19 protein-coding genes are annotated in these 17,606 nt (G+C 71.9%); 8 read left to right on the top strand and 11 right to left on the bottom strand.

Features of this window, described 5'->3' with window-relative positions:
- Positions 1-206 precede the first annotated feature (206 nt).
- Together JWQ91_RS00155 and JWQ91_RS00150 are read left to right on the top strand one after the other, a co-directional pair.
- Complete coding sequence (locus JWQ91_RS00155) at positions 207-1,610, top strand: wax ester/triacylglycerol synthase family O-acyltransferase (RefSeq protein ID WP_297779180.1); 1,404 nt, start codon at positions 207-209, stop codon at positions 1,608-1,610.
- A gap of 2 nt (positions 1,611-1,612) precedes the next feature.
- Positions 1,613-1,918: a hypothetical protein gene (locus tag JWQ91_RS00150; protein ID WP_297779177.1), complete on the top strand. Its 306-nt coding sequence runs from the start codon at positions 1,613-1,615 to the stop codon at positions 1,916-1,918.
- Between the two features lie 16 nt (positions 1,919-1,934).
- Here the strand turns inward: JWQ91_RS00150 and JWQ91_RS00145 are convergent, their stop codons facing one another.
- The 6 genes from JWQ91_RS00145 to JWQ91_RS00120 all read right to left on the bottom strand — a co-directional run bounded on the left by JWQ91_RS00145 (position 1,935) and on the right by JWQ91_RS00120 (position 8,899).
- Positions 1,935-2,420 (bottom strand): DUF2505 domain-containing protein, encoded by a 486-nt coding sequence (locus tag JWQ91_RS00145; protein ID WP_297779174.1) that lies wholly within the window; start codon positions 2,418-2,420, stop codon positions 1,935-1,937.
- A gap of 43 nt (positions 2,421-2,463) precedes the next feature.
- On the bottom strand, positions 2,464-3,213 hold the full coding sequence (locus JWQ91_RS00140; RefSeq protein ID WP_297779171.1) for a PspA/IM30 family protein: 750 nt from the start codon (positions 3,211-3,213) through the stop codon (positions 2,464-2,466).
- Between the two features lie 98 nt (positions 3,214-3,311).
- Entirely contained in the window at positions 3,312-4,529 is a 1,218-nt protein-coding gene (locus JWQ91_RS00135) for a dolichyl-phosphate beta-glucosyltransferase (protein WP_297779170.1), read from the bottom strand.
- A complete protein-coding gene (locus tag JWQ91_RS00130; protein WP_297779167.1) occupies positions 4,526-6,592 on the bottom strand; it encodes a glycosyltransferase family 39 protein in 2,067 nt (688 codons plus the stop codon). The genes JWQ91_RS00135 and JWQ91_RS00130 overlap by 4 nt, the downstream gene beginning before the upstream one ends.
- Positions 6,593-6,760: 168 nt before the next feature.
- Positions 6,761-8,176, bottom strand: coding sequence for a HAMP domain-containing sensor histidine kinase (locus tag JWQ91_RS00125; protein ID WP_297779164.1), 1,416 nt, complete (start codon positions 8,174-8,176; stop codon positions 6,761-6,763).
- Positions 8,177-8,182: 6 nt separating this feature from the next.
- Positions 8,183-8,899: a response regulator transcription factor gene (locus JWQ91_RS00120; protein WP_297779162.1), complete on the bottom strand. Its 717-nt coding sequence runs from the start codon at positions 8,897-8,899 to the stop codon at positions 8,183-8,185.
- A 129-nt stretch (positions 8,900-9,028) separates the two neighbouring features.
- Here JWQ91_RS00120 and JWQ91_RS00115 point away from each other — a divergent pair, with 129 nt between their 5' ends.
- Positions 9,029-9,484, top strand: a complete 456-nt coding sequence (locus JWQ91_RS00115; RefSeq protein ID WP_297779159.1) for a hypothetical protein — start codon at positions 9,029-9,031, stop codon at positions 9,482-9,484.
- 27 nt (positions 9,485-9,511) lie between these two features.
- Positions 9,512-10,102 carry a TetR/AcrR family transcriptional regulator gene (locus JWQ91_RS00110; RefSeq protein WP_297779156.1) on the top strand — a complete coding sequence of 197 codons (591 nt, stop codon included), beginning with the start codon at positions 9,512-9,514 and terminating at the stop codon, positions 10,100-10,102.
- 2 nt (positions 10,103-10,104) lie between these two features.
- Here the strand turns inward: JWQ91_RS00110 and JWQ91_RS00105 are convergent, their stop codons facing one another.
- From JWQ91_RS00105 to JWQ91_RS00085, 5 genes are all read right to left on the bottom strand, one after another.
- Positions 10,105-10,677, bottom strand: coding sequence for a hypothetical protein (locus JWQ91_RS00105; RefSeq protein ID WP_297779154.1), 573 nt, complete (start codon positions 10,675-10,677; stop codon positions 10,105-10,107).
- A 55-nt stretch (positions 10,678-10,732) separates the two neighbouring features.
- A complete protein-coding gene (locus tag JWQ91_RS00100; RefSeq protein ID WP_297779152.1) occupies positions 10,733-11,251 on the bottom strand; it encodes a DinB family protein in 519 nt (172 codons plus the stop codon).
- A 22-nt stretch (positions 11,252-11,273) separates the two neighbouring features.
- Positions 11,274-12,458, bottom strand: a complete 1,185-nt coding sequence (locus JWQ91_RS00095) for an MlaD family protein (RefSeq protein ID WP_297779149.1) — start codon at positions 12,456-12,458, stop codon at positions 11,274-11,276.
- Between the two features lie 81 nt (positions 12,459-12,539).
- A complete protein-coding gene (locus tag JWQ91_RS00090; RefSeq protein ID WP_297779147.1) occupies positions 12,540-12,851 on the bottom strand; it encodes an AzlD domain-containing protein in 312 nt (103 codons plus the stop codon).
- Entirely contained in the window at positions 12,848-13,549 is a 702-nt protein-coding gene (locus JWQ91_RS00085) for an AzlC family ABC transporter permease (RefSeq protein ID WP_297779144.1), read from the bottom strand. The genes JWQ91_RS00090 and JWQ91_RS00085 overlap by 4 nt, the downstream gene beginning before the upstream one ends.
- Before the next feature lie 79 nt (positions 13,550-13,628).
- On the opposite strand from JWQ91_RS00085, the gene JWQ91_RS00080 reads away from it, so the two are divergent.
- From JWQ91_RS00080 to JWQ91_RS00065, 4 genes are all read left to right on the top strand, one after another.
- Positions 13,629-14,948 carry a homoserine dehydrogenase gene (locus tag JWQ91_RS00080; protein WP_297779141.1) on the top strand — a complete coding sequence of 440 codons (1,320 nt, stop codon included), beginning with the start codon at positions 13,629-13,631 and terminating at the stop codon, positions 14,946-14,948.
- 2 nt (positions 14,949-14,950) lie between these two features.
- A complete protein-coding gene (thrC, locus tag JWQ91_RS00075; protein ID WP_297779138.1) occupies positions 14,951-16,015 on the top strand; it encodes a threonine synthase in 1,065 nt (354 codons plus the stop codon).
- Positions 16,012-16,893 carry a homoserine kinase gene (gene thrB, locus JWQ91_RS00070; RefSeq protein WP_297779136.1) on the top strand — a complete coding sequence of 294 codons (882 nt, stop codon included), beginning with the start codon at positions 16,012-16,014 and terminating at the stop codon, positions 16,891-16,893. Before thrC ends, thrB begins: the two co-directional genes overlap by 4 nt.
- A 200-nt stretch (positions 16,894-17,093) precedes the next feature.
- On the top strand, positions 17,094-17,606 hold a 513-nt coding region (locus tag JWQ91_RS00065; protein ID WP_297779134.1), incomplete at its 3' end, for a Rho termination factor N-terminal domain-containing protein.

The following is a 17,606-nucleotide window of genomic DNA, read 5'->3' as shown; positions in this document are numbered from 1 at the left end:
GTACCTCCCGCTCGATCAGGCCGGCCTCGACCTGGCGATGGTCAGCGGGCGGAGCCCACGCCAGGCGGCACCGTCCTCGCCATTCGTCGCCCGGATGGAGGTGGTCGCGGCGCACGTCCTGGCCCGGCTGTCTCCCGAGGCGGTCCTTGCCTCGGTGGCCCCGTGACCCGGTGGTAACTTCTGTGGAGGACGTCACGAGGAGAGTCATGCAACGGTTGAGCCCGCTGGATGCGATGTTCCTGCACCAGGACAGTCCGACGGTGCCGCGCCAGGTCGCCTCGCTCGCGATCCTCGAGGGCGGCAGCACCCCGCTCGACTACGACCGGCTGATCCACGTCATCAACGAGCGCATCGACCTGGTGCCGCGCTACCGCCAGGTTCCGCGCTCGGTGCCCGGCGCGCTCGGCACGCCGGTGTGGCTCGACGACGAGAACTTCGACATCTCGCTGCACGTCCGCCGATCGGCCCTGCCGCGACCCGGCACGACCGCCGCGCTGCACGAGCTGGTCGGACGCCTGATCGCGCGCCGGCTCGACCTCGACCGCCCGCTGTGGGAGCTCTACCTGATCGAGGGGTTGTCGGGCGGCCGCGTGGCGCTGCTGTTCAAGGCCCACCAGGCCCTGGTCGACGGGTCCGAGACGGTCGACCTCGCCCAGGTCCTGCTGGAGGAGACCGCGCACGAGCGGGACATCCCGCACGACGAGTGGAATCCCCGCCCCGAGCCCCACGCCGCCGAGCTCATGCTGGAGACGATCGGGCGCAACGTCCGCCGACCCGCCGAGGCTCTACGCGTCACCGAGCTCAACCTGGGCCGGCTGGCCCGCAAGCTGCCGATCATCGGCGCCGACGCCCAGGCGCCGCACAGCGTCCTGTCCACCGAGCTGTCGAGGCACCGTCGCTTCGCCTCGCTCGCGGCCGACCTCGACGCGTTCCGCAGGGTCCGGGAGGAGCACGGCGGCACGGTCAACGACGTCATCCTGGCCGCGATCGCCGGCGGCATCCGGGGCTGGATGCTGACCCGGGCCGAGCCCGTCACCGCCAAGACGAGCTTCCGCGCCATGGTGCCGATGTCGGTGGTGGCCGAGGACGGCCTGCCGACCTCGCTGGGCTCCAAGGTTCGCGGGCACCTGCTGTCGCTGCCGGTCGGCGAGTCCAATCCCGTCGTGCGGCTGCACCAGGTGTCGTACGCCCTCAAGGACCATCGCGAGACGGGCTCGGCCGTTGCGGCCAACAAGCTCGCCGCGCTGCCGGGCTTCGCCACCTCGACGTTCCACGCCGTCGGGGCGCGCGTCGCGGACGCCGAGGCCGGGCGTGGGCACCAGATCGTGATCACCAACGTCCCGGGTCCGCAGGACCCGCTCTACCTCGCCGGTGAGGCCGTCAGCGAGGTCTATCCGTGCATCCCGCTCAGCGGGCGCCGTGCCCTGGCGATCGGGGTCACGTCCTACAACCGCAAGGTCTTCTTCGGGATCGTGGCCGATCGGGACGCCGTCCCGGACGTCGACGTCCTGGCCCAGTGCATCGAGGACGCCCTGCAAGAGCTCGTGGACACGGTCGAGAGCCGTCGCAGCCGGGCGCCGCGCGGCCGCCAGCGGCCGACGAAGGCATGACGATGCGGGTCTACCTGGCACTGACGCTCGAGGACCTCGAGCAGCTCGCCGCCGGCGAGCAGGTCGCACCCGAGGCATATGTCGCCGCCTCGGAGGACGAGGAGGACGAGCTCGCCGCCCTCGAGGTGGCCGCTGAGCAGGGCGTCGTCGCCGCGGCCGCCGAGCTCGACGACGAGGACGACCCGGTCAGCCTGGTCGACATCGCGTCGTTCCACGTCGACACCGACGGCAGCGGCGACCTTGCGTGGTACGCCACGCAGGAGATCGACGCCGTGCTCCGGGAAGCCCGGGACACGACGTCGGCCTGACGGCGGGACGAGGCCGCTAGAGCTTCGTCATCCCGTACTCGACCTCTTCGCGCAGCGAGCCGCGGATCGCCTTGGCGACCTCGGGCTCGATCTTCTTGCCGAGGAACGGGATCGACACCTTGACGTCGCCCTCCAGCGTGAAGTCGGTGCCGTCGGCGGTGCGCGACAGCGAGGCGACGCCGACCATCTCGGCCGGCTGGCCGATGATGCTGACCTTGACGTCGGCCGTGCGGGTGCCGGCGGCGTCCGCCTCGCCCCACACCTCGGTCTGGCGGACCTTGACGTCGTTGCCCGTGAGCTTCTTGACGAAGTCGGGCATGTCGGAGTCCTGCGTGCGCACGATGACGATCGTCGCGGCGTCCGCGGCCCCCTCGACCGAGATGTCGATGTCGCGAGACCCCTGGTTCTCGGCCGACTCGAGCCGGAAGGCCTGGTCGGTGATGAGCTTGTAGACCGCCTCGACGTCGATGCCGGTGTACGTGAACGTTTCCTTGAGCTTCATGTGGCCCGCCTCCTGTTGATGGTCGAGTCTTGCAGCCGGCGGGTCATTCCGCAGCGGGTTCGACTGACGGCGAGCCGCCGGCGCCGAGACCCTTGAGCTCGGCGAGCCGGGCCTCGACCTCGGTCTGCGTGGTGTCGCCCTCGAGCTCGGCGAACTGGGCGTCCAGGCTCGAGCCGGCGAGCTCGGCGTGGCCGGCGACGCGGGCCTCGTCGCGGCGCACCTTCTCCTCGAAGCGGGAGAGCTCGCTCGTCGGGTCGAGCACGTCGATCGACCGGACCGCGTCCTGGACCTTCGACTGCGCCTCGGCGGTCTTGGCGCGGGCCACGAGCTGGTCCCGCTTGGTCTGCAGCTCGCCGAGCTTGCCCTGCATCGCGATGAGGCCGGACTTGAGCTTCTCGACGGTCTCGTTCTGGGCGGCGATCTGCGGCGCGGCCGACTTCGCCTCGTTCTCGAAGCCGATCTGGCGGCTCAGGGCGACCTTGGCGAGATTGTCGAACTTGTCGGCGTCGGGGGACCCGGCGGCCCGCAGCTGATCGGCCTTCTGGGACGCGGCGAGCGCCTTGGCGCCCCACTCCTTGACCGCGGCCACGTCCTCGGCGTGGTCGGCCTCGGCGAGCCGCAGGTTGCCGATCGTCTGGGCGACGGCGTCCTGGGCCTCGGCGATCGAGCTCGTGTAGTCGCGGACGAGCTGGTCGAGCATCTTCTCCGGGTCCTCGGCGCGGTCGAGCATCGAGTTGATGTTGGCGCGGGTGAGCTGCCCGATGCGCCCGAGGATGGTCTGTTTCTGAGCCATGGTCGTCACTTTCGGTTGGTCGGCGGTCGGCGCGGGGGCCGTCGCCTCGATCTTGGTCCATCGTGAGGGTCGAGACAACCGCTGGTCGCGGGCGCCGGTCAGGCGCCGACCTCGGCCGGGCGGCTGCGGAAGATCCACACCCGCATCAGCACGAACCGCATCGCCGTCACGAACAGGTTGGTCGCGGTCAGCACCGTGACCTCCGCCAACGGGTGGTGCTCGCCGTGGATCTGTCGCATCGCCCAGATCGCTCCGCTCGTCACCGCCAGGCCGCAGCCGAGCACCAGCAGCCCCTGCGCCTGATGACGGACGGCGCCGGTCGAGCCACGGAAGCCGAACGTGAACCGACGGTTGGCCGCGGTGTTCGCCACCGCCGTGGCCGCCAGGGCGACCGCGTTGGCCTCGAGCGAGCCGAGGCTGCCGCGCAGCGCGACGTACAGGACGGCGTACGCGACGGTCGAGGCGATGCCGATCATCGCGAAGACGACCATCTGCGCGCTCAGCCGACCGCCCGCGCTGCGCGCCGTGGCCCGGCCCAGGGTCTCGGTGACCTCGGCGAGGGGGATGCGGCCCCGCAGGAGCGCCCAACCGAGGCGCGCCATCCCGCGCAGGTCGGCCGCGGCCGTCCGCACGATGTCGACGCGGCTGTCGGTGTCGTCGACCCAGTCGACCGGCACCTCGTGGATCCGCAGGCCCGCACGCTCGGCGACGACCAGGAGCTCGGTGTCGAAGAACCACTCGTCGTCCGCGATCAGCGGGAGCAGCTCGGCGGCGACGTCGCGACGGATCGCCTTGAACCCGCACTGGGCGTCGGAGAACCGGGCCCGCAGGGCGCCGCGGAGCATCGCGTTGTACGTCCGGGAGATCAGCTCGCGCTTGGGCCCGCGGGTCGTGCGCGACGTCCGGGCCAGCCGGGAGCCGATCGCCAGGTCGGAGTGGCCCGACAGCAGCGGTGCGACCAGCGGCAGCAGCGCGTTGAGGTCGGTCGACAGGTCGACGTCCATGTAGACCAGGACCTCGGCGTCGGACTCCGACCACGCCCGCTTGAGCGCCCGGCCCCGGCCCTTCTGGGTCAGGCTGACGACCCGGACGTCGGGGTAGCGGTGTGCCAGCTGGTGGGCCAGCAGGCTCGTGGCGTCGGTGCTCGCGTTGTCGGCGATCGTGACGCGGAAGGCGTACGGCAGGGACTGGAGATGGGCCCGTACGGTCTCGACCGACCCGACGACGGCCTTCTCCTCGTTGAACACCGGGATGACGACGTCGAGCACCGTCGTGGTGACGGGTGCGCTGGCGGGGAGCGCGGCGACCGCGGTCACTGGACACCGCCGGAGAGGTCGTAGACCGTGACGCCGTCGACCGTCGTGGCGTTGAAGGTCTCGCCGACCCAGGTGCTGATCGCCGTGCTGGTGCTGCCGCTGGCATTCATCCCGCCACCGCCACCGCTGGCGATGAAGTAGTGGATCTGGCCGTCGGCGACGTACCGCTTGAACTGGGCCAGCGTCGGGCTCGGGTCGGAGCCGTTGAAGCCGCCGATCGCCATGACCGGCTCCTCGGTCGCGAGCTGGTAGCCCGAGGCCGTGTTGGAGCCGATCGTCGCGGCCACCCAGGTGTACGAGCTGGCGTCCTGGGTCAGGAGGGCGTTGATCGAGTCGGTCGACTCCGAGCCGGAGAGCAGCCCGCCGGTCGAGCCCTGCGACGTCGTGCCACCGGTGGTGCCGCCGGCGGTGCCCTGGACCGCGCCACCGGGCGCCTGGCCCTGCGTGGGCGGGGTGCCCATGCGCCCCCGTCCGCCACCGGGTCCGCCACCGGGTCCGCCACCGCCGAAGCCGCCCGAGCCCGTGCTGGGACCCGCGGTGGGGAGAGAGCCGGTGTGCGGGGTCGATGCGGTCTCCACGGCGTACGCCGCGGGGCCGGCGAGCATCGCGATCAGCGTCCCGGCCGCGACGGCCAGGACCGCGCGGCGCGGCAGCAGGCGGGCCAGGACGATCAGGAACGCCGACACCAGCCCGATGACGAGCACCGCCCAGCGCAGCCAGGGCAGGAAGTCCGCGCTGCGGCCGAGGAGCACGAAGCTCATGACCGACGTCATCGCGAGGACGAACGCGGCGCCGAGGCCGGCCACGACGGAGCCGCGGTGCTCCCACAGGATGCTCGCGCCGATGCCGATGAGTGCGGCGATCGCGGGGGCCAGGGCGATCGTGTAGTAGGCGTGGAAGATGCCGGCCATGAGGCTGAACGTCAGCCCGGTGACGAGCAGCCAGCCACCCCAGACGACCAGGCCGGTCAGCTGGCGGTCCGTGCGACCGGCACGGCGCTGGAGGAGGACGCCCAGCACGAGCAGGGCGAGCGCGGCGGGCAGGAGCCAGGCGATCTGGCCACCGATCTCGGAGCTGAACAGGCGCAGCAGGCCGGTCTCGCCCCAGTTGCCGCCGCCGGCATTTCCGCCGCCGCCGACCGAGCCGGTCTCGTTCCCGTTGAGCCGGCCGAAGCCGTTGTAGCCGAGCGTGAGCTCGAGGATCGAGTTGTTCTGCGAGCCGCCGATGTAGGGGCGGCTGGAGGCGGGCCACAGCTCGACGATCGCGATCCACCAGCCGGCGGCGACGATCGTCGACCCGAAGGCCGCGAGCAGGTGGACGAGGCGCTTGCCGAAGGACGGCTTCGCCGCCACGAGGTAGACCAGGGCGAGCGGGGGCAGGACCAGGAAGGCCTGGAGCATCTTGGTGAGGAAGGCGAAGCCGACCAGCGAGCCGCCCAGGACGAGCCAGCGCACGGCCCGCTCGGGGGACTCGATCGCGCGGATCGTGGCGTAGACCGACCCGATGAGGAACAGGGTCAGCAGTGCGTCGGGGTTGTTGAAGCGGAACATCAGGACCGCGACCGGGGTGATCGCGAGGACGGCTCCGGCGAGCAGGCCCGCCCAGGCGTTGTGGGTCGTCCGGCGGACCGTCGCGTACAGGAGGCCGACCGAGCCGACGCCCATCAGGGCCTGCGGGACGAGCATGCTCCACGACGACAGGCCGAACAGCCGCACCGACAGCGACATGGGCCACAGGGACATCGGCGTCTTGTCGACCGTGATCGAGCTCGACGCGTCCGAGGAGCCGAAGAAGAGGGCCTTCCAGGACTCGGAACCGGCCTGCACCGCGGCGGAGTAGAACGAGTTGGCCCAGCCCGAGGCGCCGAGGCCCCACAGGTACAGGACGGCCGTCGCCAGCAGGAGGCCGAGCAGCGCCGGACGCACGAGCGGTGAGTCCTCCGCGCGTCCCCGCCACAGCCGGCGCAGCCGGGTCGTGCCGGCCGGACCGGCGGTGGTCGTGGTCTGGGGGACGGCGGCACGCTGCTGGACGCTCGGTGGCACCGGGAGGGTTGTCTGGGTCATGGCTCCACGGTGCGGGCCGCCTCTGGCACCGCCGTGTGCTGAGTCTGTCCCGTTCCTGTGACCCGGGAAGGTCGGATTACCACGGTCCCTCGGCAACCTGGCGCATACCGGGGGATGCTTCCTGCGGGATGCGCAGGCTTGCTCAGGGACCGTGGTAATCCGACGCGGTCAGCGGGGGAGCGTCAGGGTGAACGTCGTGTCACCGGGGACGCTCGTCACGGCGGCATCGCCGCCGTGGCCGTGCATGATGGCCTTGACCAGGGACATGCCGAGGCCCGCACCGCCGGAGGCCCGGGTGCGCGAGGAGTCCCCGCGGGTGAACCGCTCGAAGATCGTCGGCAGCAGGTCCGGCTCGATCCCGGGACCGTCGTCGTGGACGTCGACGTGGACCGCGTCGTCGACCCGCAGGCGGACGTGGACCGTGGTCTGCGGCGCGGTGTGGCGGGAGGCGTTGGTCAGCAGGTTCGTCACGGCCTGGTGGAGCCGCTGCTCGTCGCCCGCGACGATGACCGGCTCGTCGGGGACGTCGAACGTCCACCGGCGGTCCCGGTCGACGACCCGGGCGTCGTCGACGGCCTCGATCAGCAAGCGCGTCAGGTCCACCGGTGTGCGGTCGAGGTCGCGCCCGGCATCGAGGCGGGCCAGCAGCAGCATGTCCTCCACCAGGGTCGACATGCGTCCCGCCTCGGACTCGACCTTGGCGAGGATCTGGTCGGGGTCGTCACGGCCGGTGCGGCGGCTCAGCTCGGCGTAGCCCTTGATGGTGGACAGCGGCGTGCGCAGCTCGTGGGACGCGTCGGCGAGGAACTGGCGGACCTGCTGCTCGCTCTCGTGGCGCGAGTCGAGCGCCTCCTCGACGTGGCCGAGCAGCTGGTTGAGCGCCTCCCCGACCTGGCCGACCTCGGTGGACGGGTCGGTCAACCGGTCCGGCACCCGGACGGTCTCGCCGACCTCACCGGTCGACAGGGGCATGGCGGTGACCTGGTGGGCCGTCGCGGCGACCTCGCGCAGCGGCTTGAGCTGCTGGCGCACCAGCAGCCGGGCGGCGGCGGCCGCGGCGGCGGTGGCACCGAGCGCGAGCAGGACCTCCCACCAGATGAGGCTCGAGATCGTGTCGTCGACGTCGTCGCGGGGGAGCCCGACGACGTACGTCGAGCCGTCCGAGTCCTCGGTGGCCAGGACCCGGTACGAGCCGTACGCCGGGAGGGTCACGTCGTGGGGGTGGTCGTCGGCCGGGACGTCGGCGAGGATGTCGCGGGCAGCGGTCGAGATGCGCGGCGCCTCGCCGCGCTGCGTCACGATCGACCCGGGAAATCCTGAGACGACCGTGATCAGGCCGACGTCCTGCCCGCGGCCCGGGTTGGGCCGGCCCTCGCCCGGGCCGTCGTCGTCACCGAGCGCGAACATCGGGGCGCGCTGTGCCCGGTCCATCGACTGGATCAGCTTGTCGTCGAGCCGGTCGGTCAGATAGCTGCTCATGACGATCGTCACCGCGCCGGCGACGAGCAGGCTCGCGACGGCGACGAGCGCCACCACCATGGCGATGAGGCGACCGGTCAGCGACGCGGGCAGGATCCTGCGCACGACGCCCTACCCCGCGGGCTTCAGGACGTACCCGGCACCGCGCTTGGTGTGGATCATGGGTTCGTGCCCGGCGTCGACCTTCTTGCGCAGGTACGAGATGTAGAGCTCGACGACGTTGGCCTGGCCACCGAAGTCGTAGTCCCAGACGCGGTCGAGGATCTGGGCCTTGGACAGGACGCGGCGCGGGTTGCGCATGAGGAAGCGGAGCAGCTCGAACTCGGTCGCGGTGAGGTCGATCTCGCGCCCCGCGCGCTCGACGTCGCGGCTGTCCTCGTCGAGGGTCAGGTCGCCGACCGTGATGACCGAGCTGGGGCGGGCATCCATCGCACCGGTGCGGCGCATCAGCCCCCGGAGCCGGGCGATGACCTCCTCGAGACTGAAGGGCTTGGTGACGTAGTCGTCGCCGCCGGCGGTCAGCCCGGCGACCCGGTCCTCGATGGAGTCGCGTGCGGTCAGGAACAGGACGGGGGTCTCGGGGGAGAAGGCCCGCACCTTGCGCAGCACCTCCATGCCGTCGTAGTCCGGCAGCATCATGTCGAGGACGATCGCGTCGGGCCCGAACTCCTTGGCCGCGGCGACGGCCTTGCGACCCGTGTGGGCGGTCTGGATGTCCCAGCCCTCGTAGCGCAGGGCCATCTGGAGCAGCTCGGCGATGTTGACCTCGTCGTCGACGACGAGGACGCGCAGCGGGGAACCGTCGGCGCGGGTCAGTGTGGGAGCCATGAGGACATTGTGCGCACGCTGGCCATGAGCTGGCCGGGTGATTCCTGTCGAGAACCTGTGAACGGCTCACCCAGCCGCGTCTGTGCTCCGTCACAGGTTCGTGACAAGGACGTGGCGGAGGGTCTGCCCATGAGCGACACCGACGACACCGATCAGACCATCCAGCAGTCCGCGGCCGAGACGACCGCCGATACCCCGACCCAGCCCATTCCTCCACCGGCCCCGGACCCCGCGCCGGCGGCCACCGCAGGTCCGGCTGACCGGAAGGTCGCCTTGAAGGACCGGTCGTGGTCGACCCGCACCCTGGTCGCCGCGGCCCTCGCGGCGGTCCTGGTCGGCGGTGCGGCCGGCGCGGCGATCGGCACGGCCTCAGGGGGCTCGGACTCCGACGGTCGGGGTGGTCCGAGCGGCCAGCGGGGGCAGTTCCGCGGCCAGGTGCCCGGAGGGCCGCAGGGCGGCTTCGGCCAGGGTGGCCCGCGCCAGGGCGGTGCGGGGCCGGACGGCTCCGGCCAGCAGGCTCCCGGCACGCAGCAGCCCGACACCGACGGGGGATCGGCCGAGCAGTCCAGCGCCTCCGCGGCCTGAGGTCGCGGCCTGACTAGGCTGTCGTGCATGGCGCACCTCTCCCGAAGTCAGGTGCAGGAGCGCAACCGGGTGACGGTGCTGGACGTGGCGCGGCGCGAGTTCCTGCGTGACGGCTACGTCGCCACCTCGGTCGCGTCGGTCGCGCGGGAGGCGGGCTTCACGACGGGCATCGTCTACTCGAGCTTCGGCAGCAAGGCCGATCTCGCGCTGGCGGTCCTCGACGTCCTGCAGGCCGAGCAGATCGCGGCGCTCGCCGACAGCGTCGCGGCGGTCCCGGACGCCGAGGAGGTCCTGGCCCGGGTCCGGTCGTGGGCCGCGGCCGCGACGGCGTCGGGCTGGGTGCGGTTCGAGCTCGAGCTGCTGCTCGACACCATCAACGACCCCCGCCTCGCCGCGGCCCAGGCCGCACGGCAGACCGCGGCGGTCGAGCAGGCGACGGTGGTCGTCCGGTCCGTCGTGCCGGCGGGCAGCGCCGACGACGAGACGCTCGAGGTGCTGGCCGAGGCCGCCGTCGACTACGCGATCGGCGTCGCGATCCGTCAGGTGACCAACCGTGACGCGTCGCCCGACCGGTTCCTGCGGTTCATCGGCCCGTTGGTCGCCGCGATCTCCGGCTGACCTCAGCGCGCCGCGGCGTACGGCACCTCGTCGTCGCCGTCGAGGCACGTGCCCCCGGCGACGTCGGCGGGGAACGCGTACCTCTTCAGCGTGGCGCAGTCGACGAGCTGCTGACCGGCCCACACCTCCCTCCACGTCCCGTCCGGCTTGGCCCAGAGCGTTGCGTTGCCACCGCACTGCGGGATGAACGTGCCGCCGGCGGCCCAGCCGCGCGGGTCGATCCTCGAGACCTTGATCTGCGGCTTCTCGGTGCACACGTCGTCGCTCTGGGCCTGCTCCTTCGCGAGCTCCCGGGCGATGAACGCCCGGAAGTCCGCCGGCGCCCCCGCGAGGTCCGTGACGTCGGGCGCGGAGGTCAGCGTCACGCCGTCCTCGCCGAAGTCGACCACCCGCCCCGCCGGGTCGCCCGAGGTGGGGGTGTCGCCCGGCGGGGTCGGGGTCGGCTCCCCGCTCGCGATGCCGGGCTCGGTCGAGGTCGTCGCGTTGCCGGCGTCCCGAGGCTCGTCCGAGCCGCCGCACGCACCGAGCAGGAAGAGGGATCCGGCCGCGACGGCCACGAGCTTCGCGCGATTCATGGGCCCCATGATGCCGCGCCGTGGCGTGCTCACGGCGACCGGCGCGCGGACACCGCTAGCGGCCCGTGACCCCGTCGATCGCCTCGCGGATCAGGTCGGCGTGACCGTTGTGCCGGGCGTACTCCTGGATCATGTGCACGTGCACCATCCGCAACGACATGGCACCGCCGTGCACGTCGATCTCGGTGTCGAGGTCCAGGGCCGCCACGGCACTCGCTGCCGCGGCCTGCTCGTCGGCGAGCTGGGCCACGGCGGCTTCGGCATCGGCCGGGTCGATGGCCCGGAAGTCGGTGTCGTCGCGGGCCTCGAAGCGGTGCAGGTGCTCGATGTCCTCACCGGCGACCCGCAGGCGGAACCAGATGCGCTCGACCTTGGCCATGTGACGGACCAGGCCCAGCAGGGTCAGGCCGGTCGACGGGATCGGGCGGGACGCGAGCTGCTCGGCGGTCAGCCCCGCGCAGATGTTCAGCAGGGTCGACCGGTGCCACGCCAGCATCCCCTCGAGGATCGGCCGCTCGGGCCCCGTCATCGGTCCGTCGGCATCGCCGTCCGGCGCGGGGGAGGTCCAGGTCATGGCACCGATCGTCCCACGGGGCTCAGTCCCGCAGGGCCACCATCATGAGGTCGGCCCAGGAGTCGCCGGTCGACGCGGCCGGACGCTGGAGCTGGGTCTTGGACGGCTGGCGGGCGATCGAGTTGGGGACCAGGCAGTCGCTGTCGGACGCGAACTCGCGGTCGCTGATGACGGCCTCCGCGCGACGCGGCTGGTAGCCCGACGCCTCGCCGCCGTTCTTGGCGTACGTGCAGGTGGGCGTGAGGTCGGTCAGCGCGAGGCCGAAGCCGGCGTTGTAGCTGCCGTCCCCGGTCGGCGTGAGGACCGAGAACGTGCCCTCCAGCAGGGACGGGTACATCACCAAGATGGTCTGGAGGCCCTGGGCGTTCCGGGTCAGCGGCTTGACCGAGGTGTCGAGATCGGCGACCGCGGTGGTCAGGTCCGGGGCGTTCTCGTCGACGACGGTCCGCAGGGTCCTGGCCGAGCCGGTGCCCTTGTCCAGCAGCCGGCGCAGGTCGGGGTCCGCGTCGACGAGCGTGTCCGACAGCAGGGCGAGGTTCGTGGCGAAGTCGCCGATGTCGTCCGCCGAGTCGATCTGGGTCTGCAGCACGGAGTCGGAGTCGCGGATCAGGGCGCGGGTCGTCGCGATGTTGTCGTCGGCGGTCCTGATGAAGTCCGACGAGGTGTCGAGGATCGTGGCGAGGTCGCGGCCCGTGCCCTCGAAGGCCTGCCCGAGCTCGTCGACGACGGTCCGGAGGCTGTCGGTGTCGATCGACGTCACGAGTGAGTTGACGTCGACCAGCAGGTCTTTCGAGCTGACCGGGATCGCGGTGTCCTCCAGCGCGACGACCGAGCCCTCGGTCAGGAACGGGGCCGCGTCGTCGCGGGGGCGCAGGTCGACGAACTGCTCGCCGATCGCGGACTTGTTCGCGATCCGGGCCTCGACGTCGGCGGGGATGCGGGGCGCACTGTCCTCGATGTCGAGGCGTACGCGCACACCGGTCGGCTCGGGGTCGAGCCCGGCGACGGTGCCGACCTCGATGCCGCGGTAGGTCACCTGGGCACCCGCGAAGATGCCGCCGGAGTCAGAGAAGTGGGCATCGACGGAGAACGTGCGGTCGACCACGAGCCGGTCGAGCTGGGCGTAGCGGCCGCCGACGAAGGCGCCACCCAGTATCGTCAGCAGGGCGAACACGGCGAGCTGGATCTTGGTCGTGCGGGTGATCACAGGAGCATTCCCTCGGCCGGTCGCATACCGAGAGTATGTCGGAAGCCGCTCCTGGGTCGGAGGGCGCCCCCCGTCGGACCGTCACGTGACGGCGCGCAGCAGCGCGGTCACCGCCACGGCAACGACGACCGCCAGCACCAGCGGGCCGCGTCGCACCAGGATGAGGCCGCCGACCGCGACGCCGACCGTGTGGGCGCCGACATGCCACTGGTCCTTGTCGGCGAACGTGCTGGTCACCACCAGGGCGGCCAGCAGGGCCGGTGCCATCAGCGCGATGACACCGAGGAAGCGCGGCGGGATGTCGCGGCCACCGAGGGCGACGGGACCGATGCCCTTGATGACCGCGGTCACGACGGCGCACCCGGCGATGGTGCACCAGATCGTGGCGGTCATGCCGGTGCCTCGGGTCGCCGGCGCAGGCCCCAGGCCGCGACGAGGCTGGCGGCGAGCACCGGGATCCCGGCCGGTGCGACCTCGACGAGCGCGAGGGCGATGAGGCCGCCGGACAGCGCGACGACGAACGTCGTCCGGTTCCTGACCTCGGCGATCAGCAGGGCCAGGAAGAACGTGGGGTAGATCGCGTCCAGGCCGAGCTTCGCGGGGTCTTCGAACAGCCCGCCGCCCACGGCGCCGAAGATCGTGCCGGCGAGCCACATGACGTACTGCGGAGCGGTCGAGCCGAACAGGAACCACCGGTCGAACGTCCCGTCACCACGGCTGGCCATGGCCCACGAGGCGTCGACCACGGCCTGACCCTGGGCGGCGCGCCACGCGGCCCGCCCGGGCATCGACGGCCCGATCGCGATGCCCATCGGGAGGAAGCGGGAGTTCATCAGGGCGCCGGCAGCGATCGCTGCCGCCGCCGTGCCGCCGGACGCGAGGATCGTCACCGCGGCGAACTGGGCCGAGCCGGCGAACACGATCGCCGACATGACGATCGTCGCCTCGGCGGGGAACCCGGCGTCGCCCGCGACGATCCCGAACGACGTCGAGAGCAGGAACCCCACCACGGCGTAGGGGACGCCGGCCCGGAAGCCGGCCCGGAGAGACGTGCCGCGGTCGTCGGCATCGGGGCTCGGCGAGGTCGGCATGGCCCCAGCCTTCCACCTGCGGGGGACCGGCTGGCGAACCGTGTCACCGGGGATCAGCGCGCGCCGATACCCTTGTGCGGTGAGCGAATCCTCCTGGACCCCCGGACGCCCGCTCCGCATCGCCCTGCTGGGTTGCGGAGTCGTCGGCACGGAGGTCGCCCGACTGCTCACGCGCGACGCCGAGGAGCTGGCCCAGCGGGTCGGCGCCCCGCTCGAGCTGGCCGGCATCGCGGTCCGCCGACTCGGCCGCGAGCGCGACCTCGACGTGCCCGCCGACCTGTTCACGACCGACGCCGTCGGACTGGTGTCCCGCGGTGACATCGACGTCGTGATCGAGGTCATCGGCGGGATCGAGCCGGCGCGCGGGCTGATCCTGACGGCGCTGGAGAACGGCGCCTCGGTCGTCACCGCCAACAAGGCGCTGCTCGCCGAGGACGGCGCGACCCTGTTCGAGGCCGCCGACAAGGCCGAGCGCGACCTCTACTTCGAGGCCGCCGTGGCCGGAGCCATCCCGATCGTCCGACCCCTGCGGGAGTCGCTCGCGGGCGACCGGGTGCAGCGGGTCCTCGGCATCGTCAACGGCACGACCAACTTCATCCTCGATGCCATGACCACGACGGGTCAGGGCTTCTCCGAGGCGCTCGACGAGGCCCAGCGGCTGGGCTACGCCGAGGCCGACCCGACCGCCGACATCGAGGGCTTCGACGCGGCGTCCAAGGCCGCGATCCTCGCCGGCCTGGCGTTCCACACCCGGGTCACGATCGGCGACGTGCACCGTGAGGGCATCACCGATGTGACGGCCGCGGACATCCGCTCCGCCGACGAGATGGGCTGCGTCGTCAAGCTCCTCGCGATCTGCGAGAAGCACGAGACCCCTGACGGCCCGGCGGTGTCGGCCCGCGTGCACCCCGCGATGATCCCGCTGACCCACCCGCTCGCAAGCGTGCGGGGGGCGTACAACGCGGTGTTCGTCGAGAGCGAGTCCGCCGGCCAGCTGATGTTCTACGGTCCCGGCGCCGGTGGCGCCCCGACCGCGAGCGCCGTCCTCGGTGACGCCGTCTCGGTCGCCCGCAACCGACGCAGCAACGTCTTCGGTCCCGGCGAGTCGACCCACGCGCAGCTCGAGGTGCTGGCCATGGGCCGCGCCCGGACCCGCTACCACGTGTCGATCGACGTCGACGACCGCGCGGGCGTGCTCGCGTCGGTCGCGAATGCGTTCGCCCAGTTCGACGTCTCGATCAAGACCGTTCGCCAGGAAGGCAGCGGGTCGGACGCGCAGCTCGTGATCGTGACCCACGAGGCCGAGGACGCGGCGCTGTCCGCGACCGTCGCCTCGTTGCGTGGGCTCGAGATGGTGCGAGACGTGACATCCGTGATGCGCGTCGAGGGAGGATCCTGATCATGGCCCACCTGTGGAGAGGTGTCATCGAGGAGTACCGCGAGTGGCTCCCCGTGACCGCCGACACCCCCGTCGTGACGCTGGGGGAGGGCGGCACCCCGCTCGTCCACTCGGCCTGGCTGTCGGGCATCGTCCGCGGTGACGTCTGGCTCAAGGTCGAGGGCAACAACCCGACCGGGTCCTTCAAGGATCGCGGGATGACCGCCGCCGTGTCCGTCGCGGTCGGCGAGGGCGCCAAGGCCGTCGTCTGCGCGTCGACGGGCAACACCTCGGCCTCGATGACTGCCTACGCCGCCAAGGCCGGTCTGACCCCCATCGTGCTGGTGCCGCACGGCAAGATCGCGGCGGGCAAGATGGCGCAGGCCGTCATGCACGGCGCGGAGGTCATCCAGGTCAAGGGTGGCTTCGACGAGTGCCTGCACCTGTCGCGCGCCCTCGCGGACCACTACCCGGTCGCGCTGGTCAACTCGGTCAACCCCGTCCGGCTGCAGGGTCAGAAGACCGCCTCATTCGAGATCGTCGACGCGCTGGGAGTCGCCCCCGACCTGCACGTGCTGCCGGTCGGCAACGCCGGCAACATCTCGGCCTACTGGCTGGGCTACCGCGAGTACGCCGAGGCCGGCCTCGCCGTCAGGACCCCCGCGATGTGGGGATTCCAGGCCGCGGGTTCCGATCCCATCGTGCAGGGCGCGCCGATCCCGCACCCCGAGACGATCGCGACCGCGATCCGCATCGGCAACCCCGCCTCGTGGCACCTGGCGGAGGCTGCTCGCGACGAGTCCGGCGGGCGCATCGCGTCGGTCACCGACGAGCAGATCCTCCAGGCCCAGCGCGACCTCGCGTCGCACGACGGTGTCTTCGTCGAGCCGGCGTCGGCCGCGGGAGTCGCGGGTCTCCTCGCCGCAGCCCTGGCCGGTGAGGTCGAACCCGGTCAGACGATCGCCGTGACCGTCACGGGCCACGGCCTCAAGGACATCGACACCGCCCTGTCGGGTGCGGGCGCCCTGGTCGACGCGATCATCGAGGCCGATGTCGACGCGGCGGCCGCCGCCGCCGGCCTCGCGTGACCTTCGTCGACGGGCCGGTCACCGTCCGGGTCCCGGCCTCCAGCGCGAACCTCGGGCCCGGCTTCGACGCCCTGGGGCTCGCGGTCACGCTGTACGACGACGTCACCGCCGAGGTGACCGAATCGGGCCTGGACATCCGTGTCACGGGGGAGGGGCAGCACGGTGTCCCGCTCGACGAGACGCACCTGGTCGTCGAGGCGATGCACGCCGCGTTCGACCTCCTGGGCGGGCGTCCTGAGGGGCTGCGGCTGACCTGTGTCAACCAGATCCCCCACGGCCGTGGTCTCGGCTCGTCCTCCGCCGCGATCGTCGGCGGCATCGTGCTGGCCCGCGCCCTCGTCGACGGCGGGGAGACGCTGCTCGACGACGCCTCGGCCTATCAGCTCGCGGTCGACCTCGAGGGGCACCCCGACAACGTCGCGGCGGCCTTCTTCGGCGGCCTGACGATCGCGTGGGTCGATGGCGCGGCGGCCGAGGTCGAGCGCCTCCGGACCGACGTGCAGGTCACGGTGTTCGTGCCGCCGTCCGCGGTGTCCACCAAGCAGGCCCGCGGACTCCTGCCGGACACCGTCCCGCACGGCGACGCGGCGTTCAACGCCGGTCGGGCGGCCCTGCTCGTCGCGGCCCTGACCCAGTCGCCGCACCGGCTGATCTCCGCGACGGAGGACAGGATCCACCAGGCGTACCGCGCCGAGGCGATGCCGGAGTCCTACAAGCTGGTGCGCCGGCTGCGGGTCGAGGGCGTGCCGACGATCATCTCCGGAGCCGGGCCGACGGTCCTGTCGTTCGCCCGGGGGGTCGCGGACCTGGCCCCCGCCGGGTGGGCCGTGCACGAGCTCGACATCGACCGGGACGGCGTCCGGATCGTCACGGATTGATCCGCGGACGACTTGTAGCGGATCGGGAATGCTGCCAGTCCTGGTGGTGTTATGGTGGGTAAGTCGGAGTTGAGTTCTACTCCCCGGCAGTGACAGCAAGTGCGCATCGCCATTCAAGTCGCCCGCCAGATGCGGGCAAGCCTTTCGGCGTTCGGATCTCCGGACCACTGGCCTTGTGGCCTCATTCAAAGGAACCCCACGTGACTGAAACAACCACGACAGCCGATTCCGCCGCTCCCGCGGCCGCTCCCCGCAAGACCGGTGGAAGCCTCGGTGGCAAGGTCCTGGCCGAGCTCCAGGAGATCGCCGGCGGCCTCGGCATCAGCGGCGCCGAGAAGATGCGCAAGGGCGCATTGATCGACGCGATCAAGATCGCCCGCGGCGACGCCGGCACCTCCACGAAGGCCGCTGTCAAGGCCGCCTCCGGTCCCGCCGCCGACACGACGAGCGCTGCCGCGGTGACGCTGCCCGAGAGCAAGAACGACACCACGGAAGCCCCGCGTGAGGAGCCCGCCAAGGCCGACGCCCCCAAGGCCGACCGCCCCAAGCGCAAGCGCAACGACGCCGCCGCCAAGACCGATGCCGCGAAGGGCGACGCGCCCAAGAGCGACGCGAAGGCCGAGAAGGCCGACGCGCCCAAGAACGACGCGAGGGCCGAGAAGGCCGACGCGGCCAAGAACGACGCGGCCGGCAAGGCCGACGACGACTCGTCG

Source organism: Aeromicrobium sp. (genome assembly GCF_025965075.1).
Lineage (GTDB): Bacteria > Actinomycetota > Actinomycetes > Propionibacteriales > Nocardioidaceae > Aeromicrobium.
This window is presented reverse-complemented; position numbering and strand designations above follow the sequence as displayed.

Excerpts from the sequence above, each read along its gene's own strand:
- JWQ91_RS00155 (WP_297779180.1), top strand. The coding sequence starts at position 207 with ATGCAACGGTTGAGCCCGCTGGATGCGATGTTCCTGCACCAGGACAGT.
- JWQ91_RS00150 (WP_297779177.1), top strand. The coding sequence starts at position 1,613 with ATGCGGGTCTACCTGGCACTGACGCTCGAGGACCTCGAGCAGCTCGCC.
- JWQ91_RS00145 (WP_297779174.1), bottom strand. The coding sequence starts at position 2,420 with ATGAAGCTCAAGGAAACGTTCACGTACACCGGCATCGACGTCGAGGCG.
- JWQ91_RS00140 (WP_297779171.1), bottom strand. The coding sequence starts at position 3,213 with ATGGCTCAGAAACAGACCATCCTCGGGCGCATCGGGCAGCTCACCCGC.
- JWQ91_RS00130 (WP_297779167.1), bottom strand. The coding sequence starts at position 6,592 with ATGACCCAGACAACCCTCCCGGTGCCACCGAGCGTCCAGCAGCGTGCC.
- JWQ91_RS00120 (WP_297779162.1), bottom strand. The coding sequence starts at position 8,899 with ATGGCTCCCACACTGACCCGCGCCGACGGTTCCCCGCTGCGCGTCCTC.
- JWQ91_RS00115 (WP_297779159.1), top strand. The coding sequence starts at position 9,029 with ATGAGCGACACCGACGACACCGATCAGACCATCCAGCAGTCCGCGGCC.
- JWQ91_RS00110 (WP_297779156.1), top strand. The coding sequence starts at position 9,512 with ATGGCGCACCTCTCCCGAAGTCAGGTGCAGGAGCGCAACCGGGTGACG.
- JWQ91_RS00105 (WP_297779154.1), bottom strand. The coding sequence starts at position 10,677 with ATGAATCGCGCGAAGCTCGTGGCCGTCGCGGCCGGATCCCTCTTCCTG.
- JWQ91_RS00100 (WP_297779152.1), bottom strand. The coding sequence starts at position 11,251 with ATGACCTGGACCTCCCCCGCGCCGGACGGCGATGCCGACGGACCGATG.
- JWQ91_RS00090 (WP_297779147.1), bottom strand. The coding sequence starts at position 12,851 with ATGACCGCCACGATCTGGTGCACCATCGCCGGGTGCGCCGTCGTGACC.
- JWQ91_RS00085 (WP_297779144.1), bottom strand. The coding sequence starts at position 13,549 with ATGCCGACCTCGCCGAGCCCCGATGCCGACGACCGCGGCACGTCTCTC.
- thrC (WP_297779138.1), top strand. The coding sequence starts at position 14,951 with ATGGCCCACCTGTGGAGAGGTGTCATCGAGGAGTACCGCGAGTGGCTC.